Below are 18,880 nucleotides of genomic sequence, written 5' to 3'. Positions count from 1 at the left end.
TACCAAGGAAGGCCATCATATGAAAATTGTTACCACCGCCAATCTGGGTCTTGCCATCTTGCTCGGCTGCACGCTGGGGATGGGGGTCGTGGGCTGGTATGGCAGCCAGCGGCTGGCCGGCCTGCTCACCTATGTGTTGGGAAGCGCCTGGCAGACCGCCGATGGCGCCATGGAAGGCTCCATCGAACTGGGCAATCAACAGTTACAGATTCAGAAGATGCAAAACGGCACCCCGCTCAATCGCACCGAGCTTGATGCCGCCAAGGCGGCGACCGATGATGCGCTGGCCCGGGTCAGCCAGGGTCAGCTCATTGATGGCGCAGTCCTGGCCACCATGGAGCAGCAGAAGCTGGCCTATCAACAACAACAAGAGAAGCTGTTGACGCTCTATCACGCCTATACCGAGGTTGATGAGGCGCTGCATCACAACGCCGAGCTGATGGCACGACTCTCGACCCAGCTGGAGGTGATTGGCGATGGGGCGGTAGAGGTGCTGACCCAGGCCCCCGACCAGACCATCAGCTGGAACAGCGGCCTCTCCACCCGCTGGGAAGCGGCCGACGGGGGAATGGAGTCCAATATCGGCTTTTTGCGCCAGCTCTATGCGCTGGAGAAGATGCGCAGACAAGGGGTAACGGAGGCGATCAAGGTCGAGCTGAAAGAGGCGACCGATTTCTATCACGAAGCGATCGACAGCATGCTCGGTACCGGGCTGTTCGATATCGAGGGAACCGGCGAATTTGCCGGCAAGCCGCTGGCGACACAGTATCGCACCCTGTTGGCCCGACATCAGCAGCTGATGGGGCAGTGGATCGAGGCGCTCGGCAGCTATCAGGCCCAGCAGGCTCTCTATGAGGCCAGTGCCGACCAGCTACAGCAACAACTGGTTGCCATCGAGGCGAGCGGTGATGCCACCGTCGAGGATCAGGTAGTCCAGCTCAACGGCATCATCAGCCAAACCCGCACCCTGCTGCTGGGAGGCCTGTTGCTTAGCCTGATCATGGTCACCCTCTGTGGCTTCTGGCTGACCCGCAAGCTGGTCACCCCGCTGCTGCAAGTGGACAAACGGATGCAGGATATCGCCGCCGGCGAGGGGGATCTCAACGCCCGCATCAACCTGCAGCGGGATGACGAGATAGGCTCGCTGGCCAACAGCGTGGATCGCTTCATCGAGAAATTGCAGAAGATGATCAGCTCCACCATGGACAACAACCGGCACATCAGCGAACACGTTCACACCTCGGTCAACCGGGTGGAGGCGATCAGCCAGAGCAGCCGCCAGACCGCCGAACATGCGCTGGCCCTGCATCAGGACAGTGAACAAATGGTACAAGTCGCTACCGGTATTTCTGACAACTGCAGCATGGCGGCCCACAATGCCAACGAGGTGCGCCAGCTAACCACCGAAAGTAGCCAATATGTCGCCTCTGCCAGTGCGGGCATGCTGCGGGTGGTGCAGGAGGTGGGCGAGTGCGCCATCGCCATCAACGCCCTCAAGGAGCAGGCGGGCCAGATCGGCCAGATCATCTCCACCATCAGCGAAATCTCGGAGCAGACCAACCTGCTGGCCCTCAATGCGGCTATCGAAGCAGCCCGCGCGGGGGAGATGGGACGTGGCTTTGCTGTGGTCGCGGACGAGGTGCGCACCCTGGCCAATCGCACGGCGATATCAAGCGCCGAGATCAGCCAGGTGATCAGCAGCATCCAGCAGCAGACCGAGAGCGCCTACCTGATGATGCAGCGCAACCTCAAGACGGTGGAGTCCGGCATGCAAGACTCCGAGAACACCAAGCAGATCCTGTTCAAGGTGGAAGGCGCCATCGACCAGCTGGCCGACATGGTGCAGCAGGTGGCCGTAGCCACAGGTCAACTGTCACACACCCTGAGCCACTCCTCTGACAAGGTCTCCGGCATCAGTCTGCAAGCCAGAACCGGCGAACAGGAGGCGCAGGAGTGCCTGCAGCTCGCCTCCTCGCTCCATCAAGCCAGCCTGCTGCAACAGCGCCTGCTCTCCCAGTTCCGAGTCTGACCCCCTCCAATAGCGAAGATGCCACTCCCTGCGAGTGGCATCTTTTTGTTACCGGTCGCTCATTCCTGCCGCCTTAACTTCCTCAACTTCCTATGGCCAGTTGAATAGCCAGACTCAGCATGATGATGCCGACCAGCAGATCGATCCCCCGCTGCACCCCTCCTCGCGCTAGCCAGGGCGCCAATGCGGCCGCTCCCAGCGCAAGCGAGTAAAACCACACCAGCGAGGCCAGCATGGCCCCCGCAGCAAAGGCCGGACGCAGGGACTCGCTCACCTGACTGCCAAGGGAGCCGAGCAGCATCAGGGTATCGAGATAGACATGGGGATTGAGCAGGGTGACCCCTAGCGTCATGGCCAGTACGCTTCTGGCTCTCATCCGTTGCGAAGAGTCGGCCAGTCCGCCCTCCTGTCCATGCCAGGCGCTGCGCAGGGAGCGAACCCCAAACCAGCCGAGAAACAGCACGCCGCCCCAGGTAAGCAGCATCATGCCAATCGGGCTGGCAGCCAGCAGATTGGCTCCGCCAAATACCCCTATAGCGATCAGAATGAGGTCGCAGAAACTGCAGAGTGTGGCGCTCAGCAGATGGTGATTGCGATGGATGCCTCTGCTCAGCACAAAGGCATTCTGGGCGCCAATGGGGATGATCATGGCAAGACCTATGGTGAAGCCTTGCAGGGTCGTGGTCAGCAGCATGGAAAGTTCCGTTCGAAGTGATGAATGAACGGCACTATAGCGAGCCCTGTTCCCTCTTAGAAATTCATTGATTTACTGGTTCATTCATTTTGCTAATGATGAAGCTTTTCTATTCAATCCCTTGTCAATTACCGGATCTGACAATTGTGACCCTCATACAGCAGCAGGAGAATCTGTGGCATGTGAGACTCGGACTACTGCAACACTCGGGGAAAATTGGTGACCACCACCTGCTCCAGATTGGGCAACAGCAAGCCGGTCCCCACCCCCTTGGCAATGGCCTGGTAGCGGTTCATGGAGCCGGTTTTGCGGGTGACCTGATTGAGGTGGTAATTGACCGTGCGCTCCGTGATGCCGAGGATGCAGGCTATCTCGCAGGAGGTCTTTCCTTCGCTGGCCCAAAACAGACACTCGGTTTCGCGCTCGGTCAGGGGCTCTTTGCCCGCACTGTCCATCATGCTGAAACGCACCACCCGGATTGCGGCATCGAAGATGTAGTTCGACATCCATGAGAGGATCGGCGACGACTCCAGCAGCAGATCGCTCGAGGCCCGCTCGGACGTGATAAAGGAGAGGATCCCGTTCTCCCCGGCTGCACCGTGCAGGGGGAAGGAGATGCCATTGCGTAGCCCGAACTCGGCTGCCAGCCCCATCACATCCATGCTTCCCTCTTGCAGAAAACTGGCTCGCTCATCGAGGCGATTCCAGTAGATGGGCAGAGTCTGCTTGCGCGCCAGCTGGATCACCGGATCACATGCCAGCATGTTGTTTTCGGTGTAGGCCTGCACCCAGGAGTCAGGGCAGTGATTGAACAGCACCACCTTGGGTCTTTGCATCGACATCGGCAGGATCAGCGCGAAGCGGTAGTAGTCGTAGCCCATACCGAGCGTGAAGTGACCGATCAGCTCGGCCAGACGGTTGCCATCCGTCACCGAAGTGAAATGTTCGAGATACTCAAGCAGTTGGTCTCTTTTCATATGAAAGCCCCCTTGGCCAGACATGTGATTATAACGGCGAATAGCAAGACAGAGGGCCCATAATGTTGGTTTTCAAAGGAAAATTGAGAGAGCATCCACGAAATGAGGTAGAGGAGGAACTCTATCGCTTTCGAAATCGCGTCTTTTCCGACCGGCTCGGCTGGGATGTAGAGTCCCATCTGGGACTCGAGCGTGACAGCTTTGATACGCCAGACACCCATTGGGTGCTGATCGAGGATAAACAAGGGCTGTGCGGCTGTATTCGCCTGCTCAACTGTGCCGATGCCTATATGCTGCCCACCATCTTCCCCACCGCCCTTGCCGGTGAAAGTGCACCACGCACCCCCGATGTCTGGGAACTGACCCGTCTAGCCATCGATGCCAGCCGTGCTCCGCGGATGGTCAATGGCGTCAGCGAGCTCACCTGCGTTATCTTTCGCGAAGTCTATGCCTTCGCCCATGCTCACGGGATCCGGGAGCTGGTCGCTGTCGTCAGCCTGCCGGTAGAGCGCATCTTTCGTCGTCTCGGACTGCCCATCGAGCGGCTCGGTCACCGCCAGACGGTGGATCTGGGGGCCGTGCGCGGGGTGGGGATCCGCTTCCATCTGGATGAACGTTTCGCCCGTGCCGTTGGCCAACCTCTGCTGGGCCACTATCAAACCAGCCACATTCTACTGCAGCAACCATCAAGGGCGCTGACAGCGCAGTCATAAAAAATCCCGGGAAAACAGACCCGGGATAAACAGATCGCTATGAGCCCGCAGGCTAACCCACGGATCAGCGGGCAGTATCCTCCCTCAACAACCTGATCACTACTGTCAGAAATCACAGCATAACGGCCCTGTCACCACTCATTGTTGTCCCCTGCCGAGTGACGTAGAGTCAGCCCAGAAGCAACGCAAGGGAGGGAAGATGAAAGAGCTGGACTACAAACTGCTGCGGGCGTTGGATGCGGTACTGCAGGAACAGAACTTCGAGCGGGCGGCCAAGTCGCTCCATATCACCCAGTCGGCCATCTCCCAGCGGATCAAGCAGCTGGAGCAGCAGTTTGCCGAGCCGCTGCTCATCCGCAGCCAGCCGCTGCAAGCGACCCCGCTCGGCCAGAAGCTGCTGGCACACTATCGTCAGGTCCACCAGCTAGAGCTGGAACTGGCTGGTGAGCTGGCTCCCGCCACACCACAAGCACCCATCCGGATCAGTATCGCCGTCAATGCCGACAGCCTGGCCACCTGGTTTCTGCCCTCGATTACTCCCTTGCTTGAGCAGCATCCCATCGAACTCAACCTGCTGGTGGATGACGAGTGCCGCACCCTCGACAAGGTGCGCGAGGGGCAGGCCTTCGGCGCGGTCAGCCTGAGCCCCCAACCGCTGGCGGGTTGCTGTGTCGACGAGCTCGGTGAGATGAACTATCTGCTCACCGCCAGCCCGGCCTTCGTGGCTCGCCATTTTCCTCGCGGTCTGACCCGGGAAGCACTGGCCAAGGCACCGGCAGTAGCGTTCGATCAGCGAGATGACATGCATGTAAGCTTTATGAGGGAGCAGTTCGGGCTGGAGCCTGGCGGCTACCCCTGCCATACGGTTCATTCGTCGGAGGCCTTTGTCGCCATGGCCGAACAGGGAGTGGCCTACTGTCTTATCCCGGAATTACAGATCAGGAGACAACTGGAGAGTGGCTCACTGGTCAACCTCAGCCCAGAGCGCATCCTGACGGAGCGACTCTACTGGCACCGTTGGGTACTGGAAAAAGGGGTACACAAACAGCTCTCTTTACGGCTCATCGACTATGCCCGCAGCTCTCTGAAACCACGCTAATCAGGCCATTCACCTTGGCTTTGCAGGGCTAAAAACGTATAGTGCTGGGCGTTTCTTCATCAGGTCTCCACTCAGGTTCCCCATTTATGTTCCAAGACAATCCGCTGCTGGCCCAGCTCAAGCAACAAATCCGCGAAAACATCCCGAAGAAAGAGGGTGTGATCCGTGCCTCCGATCGGGGCTTCGGCTTTCTGGAGGTGGATGAGAAGACCAGCTATTTCGTGCCGCCTCCTTACATGAAGAAGGTGATGCACGGTGACCGGGTGAGCGCCCTGATCCGCACCGAAAAAGAGAAGGAAGTGGCCGAGCCGGATGCCCTGCTGGAGCAGTCCATCACCCGCTTCGTGGCCCGGGTCAAGATGTTCCGCGACCGTCTCAACGTGGTGGCTGACCACCCGCTGATCAAGGATGCCATCAAGGCCCGCGTCAAGAAGGGTCTGGATGAGAAAGAGTTCAAGGAAGGGGACTGGGTGGTCGCGATCCTCAAGCGCCATGCGCTGGTCGACGGCAACTTCTCCGCCGAGATCACCCAGAAGATTGCCGCCCAGGAAGATCACAATGTGCCCTGGTGGGTGGTGCTGGCGCGCCACAACCTGGCCCAGGTCGAGCCGGCTGACTTGCCGGAGTGGAAGGTGATCGAAGAAGAGGAGCTGCCCCGTCGTGACCTGACCAAGGTGCCCTTCTTCACCATTGACGGCGCCAAGACCAAGGACATGGACGATGCGCTGGCTATCACCAAGCTGGACAACGGCTGGGAGCTGCTGGTTGCCATCGCTGACCCGACCGCCTATGTGGCCGAAGGGAGCGAGCTGGACAAAGAGGCCGCTCAGCGCGCCTTCACCGTCTACATGCCGGGCCGCAACGTGCCGATGATCCCGCGCACCCTCTCCGACGAGCTCTGCTCCCTGAAAGAGGGCGAAGAGCGCAACACCCTGTGTGCCCGTCTGCTCATCGCCGAAGATGGTCTGCTACTGGAAGAGACTGAGTTCTTCGCCGCCCGCATCTGCTCCCACGCCCGTCTCAACTATGACGACGTCTCCGACTGGGCGGAGCACGGCAAAGAGCTGGCCATCGACGCAGGTGTGCTGGCCCAGCTGCCGCTGATGAAAGCGATGACCGAAGCGCGCATCAAGTGGCGCACCGAGCATGCGCTGGTATTCCCGGATCGTCCCGACTACGACTTCGAGCTGGGCGAGAATGGCGAAGTGCTGGCTATCCACGTCGAGCCGCGCCGCATCGCCAACCGCATGGTAGAAGAGTCGATGATCGCCGCCAACATCTGCGCCGGTCGCGTGCTGGGCAAGAGCGTCGGTTACGGCATCTTCAACGTTCACACCGGCTTTGACGAAGAGTCCCTCGACGGCGCCATCGACCTGCTGAAGAGTGCCGAAGCCCCGTTCGAGCGCGACGAGATCGCCAGCCTCTCCGGCTTCTGCGCCCTGCGCCGCTGGATCGACAACCTCGACACCCGCTGGCTGGATGGCAAGATCCGCCGCTTCCAGAGCTATGCGCTGATGTCCTCCGAACCGGGCGCCCATTACGGTCTGGGTCTGGATGCTTACGCCACTTGGACCTCCCCGATCCGCAAATACGGCGATATGGTCAACCATCGTCTGCTCAAAGCCGTCATCGCCGGCAAGACCCCGGGTGAGCGCCCGAGCACCGAGCTCACCGAGCACCTGACCGCCTGCCGCCGCCTGCACCGCATGGTGGAGCGTGACATCGGTGACTGGCTCTATGTCCGCTACCTGAAGGCCGATGCAGGCACCGACAAGGTGTTCAACGCCGAGATCATCGACGTGATGCGTGCTGGCCTCAAGCTGCGTCTGCAGGAGAATGGCGCCGTGGTCTTCATGCCTGCCCGTCATATCCTCGACAACAAGGATCGCCTGGAGTGCAACTGGGACAATGGTCGCGTCTATCTGGACAAGACCGAGGTGGTCTACGAGCTCGGCCAGCTCATCGAGGTGAAGCTGACCGAAGCGGTGGAAGAGACCCGTTCCCTTATCGCCAAGCCGGCGGTAGATCTGGTACCGGGTCCGGCACCGGAAGCCCCGGTCGCCGAGAGCACACCTGCGGACGTAGCCCCCAAGGCTGAGTAAGCCGCACAGAGTCATCTCATCTGCCCGAGAGCCCGCCATTGCGCGGGCTCTTTTTTGCCCCGCATCTGCCATACACGCTGCCACAAGTGGCACCACTACGCACAGTTTTCGCCACAGTTGGCAGTAAAAGCAGTGAATGTTTCCACGCATAACGTGGAATGCAACCAATATGTGCGACACCTCTCCTTTCTGACATATTAATCAAAGAGAAATATGTTTATACTCGCTTGGGTACAATCCAAGGGATGCTGGTATGCAGGAATGGGACCCGGAACACTTCACCAACTTCGCTCAGTTATGCGAAGTGAGCCTCGCCACCATCCGTGAAAAAACCGATGCCGAACGCCTCTACCTCTGGCTGAAAGCCCCCGAACCGCAGCTCTACAGCTTTCAGCTCGATAAGGGGCTGACTACGCTTGATCTCGCCCATCTCGGTCAACTGACCCTGCCCCACCATCTGCTCGACAAGGCGATGGACAAGGGGCAACTGGTGATCGAGCAGATCTACCAGCCGCCGGACTCTGGTGAGAATGTCGAACCAGCCCAGCAACGACTACGCGCCTGCTTCCCCCTCAAACGCCATATGAGCCTAGAAGGGGTCATCTATCTGGAGACCCACCGCCGTATCGACCGCCTCTCTGCACGCCAGCGTCAGGGGATCCAGCTGCTGATCCACTATCTGACCGCCGAATTGAGCAACCACCTGCTATCCAGCCAGGTCAATCAGGAGCGGGATCAGCGGCTCCATACCCAGACCGATCTGGTGCAGAGTCAGGCGCTGCAGGGCTCTTTTCTCACCATGTTGCAGGCGCTGCACATGGTCAGCGTCACCCTCTCCCGCAGCCGCAGCGAGAACGATCTGCTGCGGGACGCCGTGCTTCTGGCCCGCAAGGAACTGCAGTTCGATCGGGTCGCCATCTTCCTGATCGAACCCGATGGCAAGACCATGCGCGGCACCTGGGGCACCAGCGAAGAGGGAGAGCTGGTAGACGAACATGACTTTGTCAGCCCCATTCCGGAGCACCCCACGGTGCAGGAGGCACTCAGGCGTAAGGACTACGTACTGGTGCTGGAAGATACCCCCCTCTACTACGAGAAACAGCAGGTAGGTCGTGGCTGGAACGCCATGGTCTCGCTGTGGGATGGCACCACTCCCATCGGCTGGATCGCCGCCGACAACCTGCTCTGTCACCGACCACTCAAGGCTTATCAGAGCGAGATTTTCAAACAGTACGCCGCCATCCTGTCACAGTTACTGATCCGCCAGCGCACCCAGGAGCAGTTGGAAACCCTCAACCGCCAGCTGGAGGAGCGGGTTGCCGAACGCACGATACAACTGGCCGAAACCAATCGGGCACTGGAGGAGGCCAATCACCGCCTCTCCCTGCTCTCGCTGGAAGACCCTCTGACTGGTATCGCCAATCGGCGCCAGTGGGACATCACCATGCAACGGGAATGGGAGTGGGCACGGCGCACCCAAAATCCGCTGGCGGTATTGATGATCGATGTCGACGACTTCAAGGCCTATAACGATCACTTCGGTCATACCAAGGGGGATGAGTGCCTGCAGCAGGTAGCCCGAGTACTGCGGGAGGCCGAGCGACGCTCTACCAATCTGGTGGCTCGTTATGGCGGAGAAGAGTTCGTCATCCTGCTCTGCGCCCCCCAACCCGGTGAGGCCGAACAACTGGCCGAGAGGATCCATGATGGCCTAACCCGATTAAAACTGCCCCATCCCGCCTCGCGGGTTGCTGATTTCATTACGGTTAGCATAGGCTTTAGCTATCTGGTTCCCTCCCTGAACGAGGCATGGCAGAGTCTGACCGAACAGGCCGATCAGGCGCTCTACCACGCCAAGTCTCAAGGACGGGCGCGCACTCTGGCCTATCGGTGATCCCATGCTGTTGCGTCGTTATCCCATCTTCAATCGCCGCCTGGCCCTGGTGGCCTACGGCATCGATTATCTGCTCGGCTCACCGGACGAGTGGCCCTCGCTGGCACAACATTGCCGCCTGCTGGCACAAGGGCGCCAATATCTGGTGCCCTTCACCCACGAACAGCTCGATGAACAGCGCCCCCTGCTGTTTGATCAGGATGCGATCCCGCTGGTCGAAGCCTCCAGCGAACGGCTACCAGCTTCCTTTCCGGTGCTGGAACAGTGGCGAGACAGTCGACGCCGGCTTGCCGTACACGGGGTCAGCCGTGAGCCACGCTGGCTCGGTGCCAGCCGTCTGCTGGTATTCTGGATGGGCGAAGAGGGGATCTGCCAGCCCACCGAACACAAGCGGATGGCCCTCGATATCGAAACCTGGGAAGACTTTCTCCCGCTGCGAGAGGCCGGAGTCGACTTCTTTGCCGGTGGTTTTCTCGCCCGCCCCGAGCTGGTCAATCAGCGTGCCACCCAGCCCGACATGGCACTTGTGCAGCAGATCCTCCAGCTCATCTGCCACGAGGAGTTCTCCTTTGCCCAGGTGGCCCGCCTGCTGGAGCAGGATGCCTTGCTCCCGGGCCAGCTACTCACCTATGTCAACGCCCCCGGCTTCGATCATGCCGCCCCCATCACCTCGGTTTCCCGCGCCCTCTCCTATCTGGGAGAGCAGGAGATCCGCAAGTTTGTGCTGATCAACGGCCTGGCCCGGGTAAGCCAGCATATGCCGGAGGCCTCTACCCGGATGGCCATCGCTCGCGGTCGCTTCTGTGAACTTATCGCCCTCACCGCCCTAGACAAACGCGAAGCAAGCTGGGCTTTTCTGGTAGGGCTGGTACTCGATGGTTCCCTGCTATCGGAGTCGCTGAAGGCCCACCTGCCCAACAACGTAAAACGAGCCATCGAGCGGCACGAAGGGCCGCTGTTCCACCTGTTCCAGCTGGTCAGGACCTACGAACAGGGCAACTGGGCCCTGCTGGAGCAGCTGGCACCGAAATACCAGCTCGACCCGACCAGACTCACCCCCGTCTATTTTCAGGCGCAAATGTGGGGGCAAGCGTTTCTCACCTGCTAGGTGATGGCGAGGCGGGGAGCCACTGGCTAGAATGGGCTCCCTTTTTTCAGAGACTGACCCGCACCATGACGCTTTCCGGATTCCAAGGCCTGGTCTTTGACCTTGATGGCACCCTGGTCGACTCCATGCCGCTGCACCTCGCCGCCTGGGAACATACCGCCCGTGAGTTTGGCTTTCGCTTCGATGCCGACTGGTTCTATGAACTGGGTGGCATGCCGAGCCGCAAGATAGCCCTGCTGGTCGCACAGGAGCAGCAGATCCCTCTCGATCCGCTCGAAGTCACCCGCTGCAAGACCGCCCACTATGTGGCCAACCTGCACAAGGCGACCGTCTTTCCGGCCATGCAGGCGCTGGTCGAGCGCTATCATGGCGTCATCCCGATGGGGATTGGCACCGGCTCGCCCCGCGTCAACGCCGAAGCGGTGCTGCGCAACACCGGGCTGGATCGCTATTTCTCCGTGGTGGTCACCGCAGACGATGTGGAGCTGCACAAGCCCAATCCGGACACCTTCCTGCTGGTCGCCAGCAAGCTGGGGGTCGAGCCATCAGGCTGTCTGGTGTTTGAAGATACCGGTATCGGGGTACAGGCCGGAGAGGCGGCGGGTATGCAGACCTGCATGGTCAAAGAGGGTCAACCGGTTGGCATAACCGCGTAGTGCGGAAAAAAATATCGCCCTGCAAGGGGCGATAACCGGAACCGGCTCTCATACGGGACATGAATGAAAAATGAGAGCAGGTTCCGTCAGCCGCTGACGCAGGGCGCGTCAACGGGGCGTGCGGGGCAGACGATTACTCGTTGTTGCCGCCGCCCTGATTGTCGTCATAACGACCCGGCGCACCGTGGGGGCGCGGCGCCATGGAGACACGCGGCTTGCGAGCACGCTGGATGTTCACCTGCGGACGGCCGGTGTGCATGGCGATGGTGGAGATCTTGGCCTTGTAGACCAGCTGCTGGTTACCATGAGCATCGGTCAGCAGCACGCTGTACTGGTCGAACCCGCTGATGGTGCCTTCCAGCTTGATGCCGCTCACCAGAAAAATAGCGACCTGACTGCGGTTCTTGCGCAACCAGTTGAGGGCAGAATCTTGCCCGTTCCCGAGGGAGAAGGCTTGCTCAATCGTGGAGTAGCTTGGGGATTCAGTTGTCATAAATTATTGTCCCGCGGAAAAAAAGTGGCGTTTGATTGTGCTAAATGGGCACTGGCTTGTCAAAGTCATTCTCACTCCCGCCAGCAATAGCGGCCTCCGGGGGCTGGTCGCTGACCAGCACAACTGCGATAATCGCCAGCTCTGGCTCCACCATGGGCCTTATCTGGGGTTTTATCTTGCATCCGGTTTCACACCAACACCACACCACCTATGTCCATGATGCCACTGCCTGCGAAGAGTGTGACCTGCTGATACCGGCCACACCGCTCGAGGTGGGACAGGCCAGCTGCTGCCCCCGTTGCGGACACACCCTGAGTCGCCACCTGCCACAGCAGGAGTTGCGGCCGATCTCCTACGGGTTCGCGGCACTTATCATGTTCGTGCTCGCCAATGCCTTTACCTTTATGTCCTTCTCGGCCAAAGGGGTGGGCCAGGAGATGACCTTTTTGCAGAGCATCACCACCCTGGTGGATGAGGGCTATCTGTTTCTCGGCGCGGTACTGAGCCTGACCCTGATCGGCCTGCCACTGGTTTATATGGGCTCCATCATGCTGGTGCTGTGGCGGATCGATAAAGATCTGCACAGCAATGCCCTGCGCTCCCTCGGCCGTCTGCTCTGCCGGATCAAACCCTGGCTGATGGTGGATGTCTTTCTGGTGGGGGTGCTCATCTCGCTGGTCAAGCTGATGGGGATGGCCGACATCAAGATGGGGCTGTCATTCTGGGCTTTCGTCGGCTACACGGTGCTGCTCATCAAGATGATCTCCTCGCTGGATCAGATGTGGCTGTGGCAGCGGCTGTTCGGCCCGACCGAGGCGCGGGAGATCGACCCGGAAGCGGGCGCGCTGGAATCAGGTCTGGTGGGCTGCCATATCTGTGGCGCCCTGAGCGAGGTGGGTAGCCACAGCTGCTCCCGCTGCGGGGGCAAGCTGCATGCGCGCAAGCCGGGCGGCCTGAACCGCACCTGGGCGCTGCTGTTTACCTCCGCCATTCTCTACATTCCGGCCAACGTCTATCCCATCATGGATACAGTGTTTCTCGGTGATGACAGCCCCTCCACCATCCTCGGCGGTGTGGTGCTGCTCTGGGCCATGGGCTCCTACCCCATAGCTGCGGTGATCTTTTTCGCCAGCGTGGTGGTGCCGCTGGTGAAAATACTGGCGCTATTCTGGCTTTGCTATATGGTGCAGCGCGGCAATGTCACCTCCCCCCTCGGCAAGCTCAAACTCTATCGCATGACCGAATTTGTCGGACGCTGGTCGATGATCGACGTCTTCGTGGTGGCCATTCTGGCGGGCCTGATCCGGCTCGACAATCTGATGACTATCTACCCCGGCCCTGCGGCCGTCGCATTTGCTGGTGTGGTGCTGATCACCATGGTCGCCGCCATGAGTTTCGACTCCCGCCTGATCTGGGATTTACAACAAGGAGAACGCGAACGTGAGTGAGCGTAAAAAAAGGTGGAAACCGGGCTCTGACTTTCTGAGCTCTGCCGCCGCAATCTGGATGGTGCCCCTGCTGGCGCTGTTCATCGGTCTCTGGATGCTGTTCCAGCACTGGTACTCCCAGGGCCCCAGTTTCACCCTGACAGTCGCCACTGCCGAGGGCATAGTCGCCGGCAAGACGGTGATCCGCTCCCGCGAAGTGGATGTCGGCCGCATCGAGGCCGTCGAGCTGAGCGATGACTACAGCCATGCGGTGCTGAAAGGACGGCTGACCAATGCCGCCTCCGGCATGCTGCGCGGTGACAGCCAGTTCTGGGTGGTCAAGCCCAGAGTGGGCCGTGAAGGGGTATCGGGTCTAAGCACCCTGCTCTCCGGCGCCTATATCGAGCTCGCCCCCGGCAAGAAAGGTCGGGCGCGGGACGAATACGCCATGCTCGACAAACCGCCGCTCGCCTCCCTCGATGCCAAGGGGCTGCGCCTCACCCTCAGCAGTCGCGACACCCGCGCGCTGGGGGAAGGCTCACCCATCAACTATCAGGGCTTCACCATAGGTCAGGTGGAAGAGGCGAAGTTCCTGCCGGAAAAGAGCGAGATGCAGTATCAAATCTTCATCCACGCTCCTTATGACATTCTGGTGAGCAGCAACTCCCGCTTCTGGATGACCCCGGGCTTCGAGGTCTCCATGAGCAGCGAGGGGATGAAGGTGAAGATGGATTCGCTGGAGAGCCTGATCGATGGCGGCATCACCATGGGTCTGCCACCCGGCTGGGCGCCTGGCGAACCGGTCAAACAGATGGAAGGGTTCACCCTGTTCCAGGATGAGGCGAGCGTGCTGGCCGGTAGTCTGGATCAGTTCATCGACTACGTCTTCCTGTTCGATGACAACGTGGGTGGCCTGCACCCGGGCGCGGCAGTGCAGTATCGCGGCATTCGGGTCGGTACCGTCATCTCCGCCCCCTACCTCATCGAGGACAAGGGCGTGCAGATCTTCAAGAGCCGCCAGATCCCGGTGCTGGCCCGCATCGAGGTGCAGCGCCTCTCCCACCGCTATGCCAAGGCGGAGAAGGATCAGTGGCGTGCCCTGTTCGGCAAACAGTTCAAGGAGGGGTTGCGTGCCAGCCTCAAGACCTCGAGCCTGCTGACCGGCGGCAAGATCATCGACCTCAACTTCTATCCGGACGCGCCACGTTTCGAACAGGCCAAGCTGGCCGGTTATCAGGTCTTCCCCACCGTGCAGGGCGGGCTGGATCAGATCGAGCGCAAGGTGAACCTCATCCTCGACAAGTTTGTCGACATGGACATGGCGACCACCCTGACCAAGGTCAACGGGTCACTCACCACCCTGGATGGCACCCTGAAGAACATCAGTGCAGTCAGCGCCAACCTGAACAAGCTCACTGCCAAGGATTCCACCCAGCAGCTGCCGGCCTCGCTCAACGAGAGCCTCAAGCAGTTGCAGGAGACCTTGCAGGCCTATGATGCCCAGTCGCAGACCAATCAGGACCTGCGCCAGTCGGTGCAGACCCTCAATCAGTTGATGCGCGAACTGCAGCCGCTGGTGCACTCCCTCAACGAGCAGCCCAGCTCGCTGATCTTCGATCGCGCGCATCCATCGGACCCTGAGCCCAAGCGAGGCAAACAATGAAAAAAGAGATCCTGACGCTGGCCCTGCTGGGCCTGCTGGCGGGTTGCAGCAGCCAGCCAAGCCTGCACTACTACTCGCTCGATGCCGACAACCAGCAACCCGTAACGGCCCCGGCCCAACCGCAGCACCAACTGGTGCTGCGCCCGGTGGCGCTGGCCAGCCAGCTCGACCGGATCAGTCTGGTCTATCAGCTGGAAGGGCAAGAGCTCCACTTCACCGAGTACCATCGCTGGGCCGGTGCGCTGGACGATCAGCTCAACCAGCTCACCCTCAATGGCCTCTCCACCCGCCTGCCGGGCTGGGTGGTACGGCAGGATGGCGCCCGCAAGGGGCCTGTGCTGACCATTCTGGTGGAGCGCTTTCAGGGCCGTCATGACGGCAGCGCCGTGCTGAGCGGCCGCTGGCGCCTGCTGGCGGAAGATGGCACCGTGCTGCGCGATGCCCCCTTCCGTCAGGAGCGGGTACTGCCAGCCGATGGCTACAACGCACTGGTGAACGAACTGGGTCAGGGCTGGCAACTGCTGCTCGACCAGATCGCCGCCGAGGTGCGCCAGAGCGCCAGCTAATCGCCCATCCGCCGATTGCAGAGATAAAAAAACGACGCCAGCTGGCGTCGTTTTTTTATGGGCAAGAGTCGGGGGCGACTTATGCCTTGGCAGGCAGGCTCAGGCGGGCAACCGCTTCCACATGCATGGAGTGCGGGAACATATCGACCGGTTGCACTTCGTCCAGCACGAAGTCCTGCTTGACCAGCCAGGCAAGGTCGCGGGCCAGGGTCTGCGGGTTGCAGGAGACATAGACCAGACGACGGGGCGCCATGGCGACCAGGGTCTGCAGCACCGCTTTGTCACAGCCTTTGCGGGGCGGATCCATCACCACCACATCAGCGGTCACGCCCTGGGCGTGCAGCTCGGGCATCAGCTGCTCCGCCTTGCCAACGTGGAATTCGGTGTGCTCGATGCCGTTGAGGGCAGCGTTGCGGCGGGCATCGCTGATGGCGCTCTCCACCGACTCGATCCCGACGACCTTGGCGGCCTTGCCAGCCAGGAACAGGGAGATGGTACCGATACCGCAATAGATGTCGAACACCGTCTCGTTGCCGGTCAGCTCGGCATACTCGAGGGCGCTGGAGTAGAGCACATCGGTCTGGGTCGGGTTGTTCTGGAAGAAGGAGAGCGGCGAGATCTCGAACTCGAGCTCATGGATCTTGTCGCGGATCACCCCTTCGCCGAGCAGCACCCGGTTGGTGGCGCCCAGAATGCGGTTGGTGCGCTCATCGTTGATGTTCTGCACCAAGGTTGTGACCGGCAGATCGCTCAGGGCTGCCAACAGTTCGGCTTCGAACGGTAGCTCCTCACCCAAAGTGACCAGCACCACCATCAGCTCGCCGCTCTTGAAGCCCTTGCGGGTCATCAGGTTGCGCACGCAGCCGCTGTGGTTCACTTCGTCATAGGCAGCGATGTCATGCGCGCGCATCCAGTTGCGTACCCGGGCGTTCAGCTCCACGTGCAGCGGATCCTGCACCGCACAGTCATCGGCGGTGATGAGATCGTGGGAGTGCTTGCGATAAAAACCGATCTCGGCACCGGCGTCACAGCCACGCACCGCATATTGCGCCTTGTTGCGATAGGCGAACGGGCTCTCCATGCCAAGGATATCCTTGACCGGCGTGTCACCCAGCCCGACCTGCTCCAGTGCGCTTTGCACCAGTGCCTGCTTGAGCTTGAGCTGGGCCGGATAGGCCAGCGGACGTACCTGACAGCCACCACACTCGGTGTTGGGGCAGAAATCGGCAACCCGATCTGCAGAGGGCTGGAGCAGCTCGGCAACCTTGCCGTGCAGATAGTTCGGCTTGACCTCGGTCAGCTCCACCAGCGCCTGCTCACCGGGCAGCAGACCTTCGACAAACAGGGGGCGATCGAACAGGCGTCCTTTGCCATCTCCTTTGTCGGTCAGTTCCAGGATCTCGATCTGGTGTTGATGTCCCACTAACGGCATGAGCGGCTCCAAAAGTACTAAAAATGGGGGGGGGGATGAACGCGGCAGAGCCATGCCCATCGAGAAAAGGTGGCAGAGTTTAGCGGAGATCCGGCCAAATTGCAGGCATAAAAAGCCTGCTTGTTGCAATGGTCATTGCCCCTGGTCATCTGCCGGGCGTGGCCACCTTTCGGGTTGCGGCAAATTTAGCCCTTGGGCCATAACGCCCAGCCTGTTAAAATTCCGCCCTTGAAATTATCCTGGGCCCCGCGCCCGTTCTAGCTAAGGTCTACCGCGATGCGTACCAGCCAATATCTGCTTTCCACTCTCAAGGAAACCCCCTCCGACGCTGAAGTTGTCAGCCACCAGCTGATGCTGCGCGCCGGGATGATCCGTAAACTGGCCTCCGGCATGTATGCCTGGTTGCCAACCGGTCTGCGGGTACTGAAGAAAATCGAGAACATTGTTCGCGAAGAGATGAACAATGCTGGTGCCGTCGAAGTCTCCATGCCGGTGGTACAACCCGCCGAGCTGTGGCAGGAGTCAGGCCGCTGGGATGACTACGGTCCCGAGCTGTGCCGTCTGACCGACCGTCACAACCGTCCCTTCGTGCTGGGCCCGACCCACGAAGAGGTGATCACTGCGCTGGTACGTTACGAAGTGAACAGCTACAAGCAGCTACCACTCAACCTCTACCAGATCCAGACCAAGTTCCGCGACGAAGTGCGCCCCCGTTTCGGCGTGATGCGTGGCCGCGAATTCCTGATGAAGGATGCCTACTCCTTCCACATCGACAAAGAGTCTCTGGTCGATACCTACGAGAAGATGCACGCCGCCTACTGCAAGGCGTTCACCCGCATGGGTCTGAACTTCCGTCCGGTGCAGGCCGATACCGGCTCCATCGGTGGTACCGGTTCCCACGAATTCCAGGTGCTGGCCGAGAGCGGTGAAGACTTGATCGCCTTCTCCGACAGCTCCGATTACGCCGCCAACATCGAGATGGCCGAAGCACTGGCACCGGCTGGTGAGCGCCCTGCCGCCACCGCAGCCCTGACCAAGGTTGCCACCCCGAATGTTCACACCATCGACGAAGTGGCTGCCTTCCTGAACGTGGCACCGACCGCCATCGCCAAAACCCTGCTGGTACTGGCAGAGGAAGATGAGCACGGCAAGCAGGCCGTTATTGCGCTGGTACTGCGTGGCGACCACGAGCTGAACGAAATCAAGGCAGAGAAACTGGCTGGCGTGGCTAACCCGCTGACCTTCGCCAACGACGAGCAGATCAAAGCTGCCGCCGGTTGCGACGCAGGCTCCATCGGCCCGGTCGGCTTTGCCGGTCGCATCATCGTCGATCGCAGCGCTGCCCATCTGGCGGACTTCGTCTGCGGCGCCAACGAAACCGGCTTCCACCTGACCGGTGCCAACTGGGATCGCGACATCACCGCTTACGAAGTTGCCGACCTGCGCAACGTGGTGGAAGGCGACCCGAGCCCGTGCGGCCAGGGCAAGCTGCTGCTCAAGCGCGGTATCGAAGTGGGCCACATCTTCCAGCTGGGTACCAAGTACTCCGAAGCAATGAAGGCAAGCGTGCTGAACGAAGCTGGCAAGTCCGTCACCATGGAGATGGGTTGCTACGGTATCGGGGTTTCCCGTCTGGTGGCCGCCGCCATCGAGCAGAACAACGACCAGTACGGCATCATCTGGCCGGACGCCATCGCTCCGTTCGAAGTGGCCATCGTGCCGATGAACATGCACAAATCCGAGCGCGTAGCCGAGCAGGCACAGCAGTTCTACGCCGAGCTGAAAGCGGCCGGTGTGGACGTGCTGTTCGACGACCGTAAAGAGCGCCCGGGCGTGATGTTCGCCGACATGGAGCTGCTGGGCATCCCGCACGCCATCGTCATCGGCGATCGCGGCATGGATAACGGCGTGGTCGAGTACAAGTGCCGCCGCACCGGCGAGAAGCAGGAAGTGGCCATCAGCGATATCGTCGCCATGATCAAGGCCAAGCTGGGCCGCTAAGCCCACCCTCTTCCCGATATAAAAAA

15 protein-coding genes are annotated in these 18,880 nt (G+C 60.4%); 11 read left to right on the top strand and 4 right to left on the bottom strand.

What is annotated here, in order from left to right; genetic code table 11:
- The first annotated feature begins 19 nt into the window (after positions 1–19).
- Positions 20–2,029, top strand: a complete 2,010-nt coding sequence (locus G5533_RS19030) for a methyl-accepting chemotaxis protein (RefSeq protein WP_421222028.1) — start codon at positions 20–22, stop codon at positions 2,027–2,029.
- A gap of 82 nt (positions 2,030–2,111) precedes the next feature.
- Here G5533_RS19030 and lysE read toward each other — a convergent pair whose 3' ends face one another.
- Both lysE and G5533_RS19020 read right to left on the bottom strand, forming a co-directional pair.
- Positions 2,112–2,723: an L-lysine exporter gene (gene lysE, locus G5533_RS19025; protein ID WP_421209378.1), complete on the bottom strand. Its 612-nt coding sequence runs from the start codon at positions 2,721–2,723 to the stop codon at positions 2,112–2,114.
- Between the two features lie 194 nt (positions 2,724–2,917).
- Positions 2,918–3,700 carry a LuxR family transcriptional regulator gene (locus G5533_RS19020; protein ID WP_216952064.1) on the bottom strand — a complete coding sequence of 261 codons (783 nt, stop codon included), beginning with the start codon at positions 3,698–3,700 and terminating at the stop codon, positions 2,918–2,920.
- A gap of 62 nt (positions 3,701–3,762) precedes the next feature.
- On the opposite strand from G5533_RS19020, the gene G5533_RS19015 reads away from it, so the two are divergent.
- The 6 genes from G5533_RS19015 (at position 3,763) to G5533_RS18990 (ending at position 11,272) form a co-directional block, all read left to right on the top strand.
- Positions 3,763–4,413, top strand: coding sequence for an acyl-homoserine-lactone synthase (locus G5533_RS19015; protein WP_421222030.1), 651 nt, complete (start codon positions 3,763–3,765; stop codon positions 4,411–4,413).
- A gap of 199 nt (positions 4,414–4,612) precedes the next feature.
- Positions 4,613–5,512 (top strand): LysR family transcriptional regulator ArgP, encoded by a 900-nt coding sequence (locus G5533_RS19010; RefSeq protein WP_266135412.1) that lies wholly within the window; start codon positions 4,613–4,615, stop codon positions 5,510–5,512.
- Between the two features lie 86 nt (positions 5,513–5,598).
- Entirely contained in the window at positions 5,599–7,614 is a 2,016-nt protein-coding gene (locus G5533_RS19005) for an exoribonuclease II (RefSeq protein WP_421222032.1), read from the top strand.
- 253 nt (positions 7,615–7,867) lie between these two features.
- Positions 7,868–9,508 carry a GGDEF domain-containing protein gene (locus G5533_RS19000; RefSeq protein ID WP_227341411.1) on the top strand — a complete coding sequence of 547 codons (1,641 nt, stop codon included), beginning with the start codon at positions 7,868–7,870 and terminating at the stop codon, positions 9,506–9,508.
- A gap of 4 nt (positions 9,509–9,512) precedes the next feature.
- The gene (locus G5533_RS18995) at positions 9,513–10,616 is read left to right on the top strand and encodes an EAL and HDOD domain-containing protein (protein ID WP_216952069.1); all 1,104 of its coding nucleotides are present in this window, start codon (positions 9,513–9,515) and stop codon (positions 10,614–10,616) included.
- Between the two features lie 65 nt (positions 10,617–10,681).
- Positions 10,682–11,272 carry an HAD family hydrolase gene (locus tag G5533_RS18990; protein WP_064339401.1) on the top strand — a complete coding sequence of 197 codons (591 nt, stop codon included), beginning with the start codon at positions 10,682–10,684 and terminating at the stop codon, positions 11,270–11,272.
- Positions 11,273–11,405: 133 nt separating this feature from the next.
- Here the strand turns inward: G5533_RS18990 and hfq are convergent, their stop codons facing one another.
- Positions 11,406–11,765 (bottom strand): RNA chaperone Hfq, encoded by a 360-nt coding sequence (gene hfq, locus G5533_RS18985; RefSeq protein ID WP_005335772.1) that lies wholly within the window; start codon positions 11,763–11,765, stop codon positions 11,406–11,408.
- A gap of 176 nt (positions 11,766–11,941) precedes the next feature.
- Here hfq and G5533_RS18980 point away from each other — a divergent pair, with 176 nt between their 5' ends.
- The 3 genes from G5533_RS18980 to G5533_RS18970 are packed head-to-tail and all read left to right on the top strand — an operon-like array spanning position 11,942 to position 15,421.
- Positions 11,942–13,213 carry a paraquat-inducible protein A gene (locus G5533_RS18980; RefSeq protein ID WP_106844099.1) on the top strand — a complete coding sequence of 424 codons (1,272 nt, stop codon included), beginning with the start codon at positions 11,942–11,944 and terminating at the stop codon, positions 13,211–13,213.
- On the top strand, positions 13,206–14,855 hold the full coding sequence (pqiB, locus tag G5533_RS18975) for an intermembrane transport protein PqiB (protein WP_005335774.1): 1,650 nt from the start codon (positions 13,206–13,208) through the stop codon (positions 14,853–14,855). Before G5533_RS18980 ends, pqiB begins: the two co-directional genes overlap by 8 nt.
- Entirely contained in the window at positions 14,852–15,421 is a 570-nt protein-coding gene (locus G5533_RS18970; protein ID WP_213389298.1) for a PqiC family protein, read from the top strand. Before pqiB ends, G5533_RS18970 begins: the two co-directional genes overlap by 4 nt.
- A 79-nt stretch (positions 15,422–15,500) precedes the next feature.
- Here the strand turns inward: G5533_RS18970 and rlmD are convergent, their stop codons facing one another.
- Positions 15,501–16,853 carry a 23S rRNA (uracil(1939)-C(5))-methyltransferase RlmD gene (gene rlmD, locus G5533_RS18965; protein WP_441255220.1) on the bottom strand — a complete coding sequence of 451 codons (1,353 nt, stop codon included), beginning with the start codon at positions 16,851–16,853 and terminating at the stop codon, positions 15,501–15,503.
- 276 nt (positions 16,854–17,129) lie between these two features.
- Between rlmD and G5533_RS18960 the strand changes: the two genes are divergently transcribed.
- On the top strand, positions 17,130–18,854 hold the full coding sequence (locus G5533_RS18960) for a proline--tRNA ligase (RefSeq protein WP_216960816.1): 1,725 nt from the start codon (positions 17,130–17,132) through the stop codon (positions 18,852–18,854).
- Positions 18,855–18,880: the final 26 nt, after the last annotated feature.

It is taken from the genome of Aeromonas sp. A600620 (assembly GCF_029479985.1).
Taxonomy (GTDB): domain Bacteria; phylum Pseudomonadota; class Gammaproteobacteria; order Enterobacterales; family Aeromonadaceae; genus Aeromonas; species Aeromonas veronii_A.
The sequence above is the reverse complement of the archived record's forward strand: the minus strand, read 5'-3'. Positions and strand labels throughout refer to the sequence as shown.

Coding starts and splice junctions, on each gene's coding strand:
- G5533_RS19020 (WP_216952064.1), bottom strand. CDS start 3,700: ATGAAAAGAGACCAACTGCTTGAGTATCTCGAACATTTCACTTCGGTG.
- rlmD (WP_441255220.1), bottom strand. CDS start 16,853: ATGCCGTTAGTGGGACATCAACACCAGATCGAGATCCTGGAACTGACC.
- G5533_RS18960 (WP_216960816.1), top strand. CDS start 17,130: ATGCGTACCAGCCAATATCTGCTTTCCACTCTCAAGGAAACCCCCTCC.
- G5533_RS19000 (WP_227341411.1), top strand. CDS start 7,868: ATGCAGGAATGGGACCCGGAACACTTCACCAACTTCGCTCAGTTATGC.
- G5533_RS19010 (WP_266135412.1), top strand. CDS start 4,613: ATGAAAGAGCTGGACTACAAACTGCTGCGGGCGTTGGATGCGGTACTG.
- G5533_RS19015 (WP_421222030.1), top strand. CDS start 3,763: ATGTTGGTTTTCAAAGGAAAATTGAGAGAGCATCCACGAAATGAGGTA.
- hfq (WP_005335772.1), bottom strand. CDS start 11,765: ATGACAACTGAATCCCCAAGCTACTCCACGATTGAGCAAGCCTTCTCC.
- G5533_RS18970 (WP_213389298.1), top strand. CDS start 14,852: ATGAAAAAAGAGATCCTGACGCTGGCCCTGCTGGGCCTGCTGGCGGGT.
- G5533_RS19030 (WP_421222028.1), top strand. CDS start 20: ATGAAAATTGTTACCACCGCCAATCTGGGTCTTGCCATCTTGCTCGGC.
- G5533_RS18990 (WP_064339401.1), top strand. CDS start 10,682: ATGACGCTTTCCGGATTCCAAGGCCTGGTCTTTGACCTTGATGGCACC.
- G5533_RS18995 (WP_216952069.1), top strand. CDS start 9,513: ATGCTGTTGCGTCGTTATCCCATCTTCAATCGCCGCCTGGCCCTGGTG.
- lysE (WP_421209378.1), bottom strand. CDS start 2,723: ATGCTGCTGACCACGACCCTGCAAGGCTTCACCATAGGTCTTGCCATG.
- G5533_RS19005 (WP_421222032.1), top strand. CDS start 5,599: ATGTTCCAAGACAATCCGCTGCTGGCCCAGCTCAAGCAACAAATCCGC.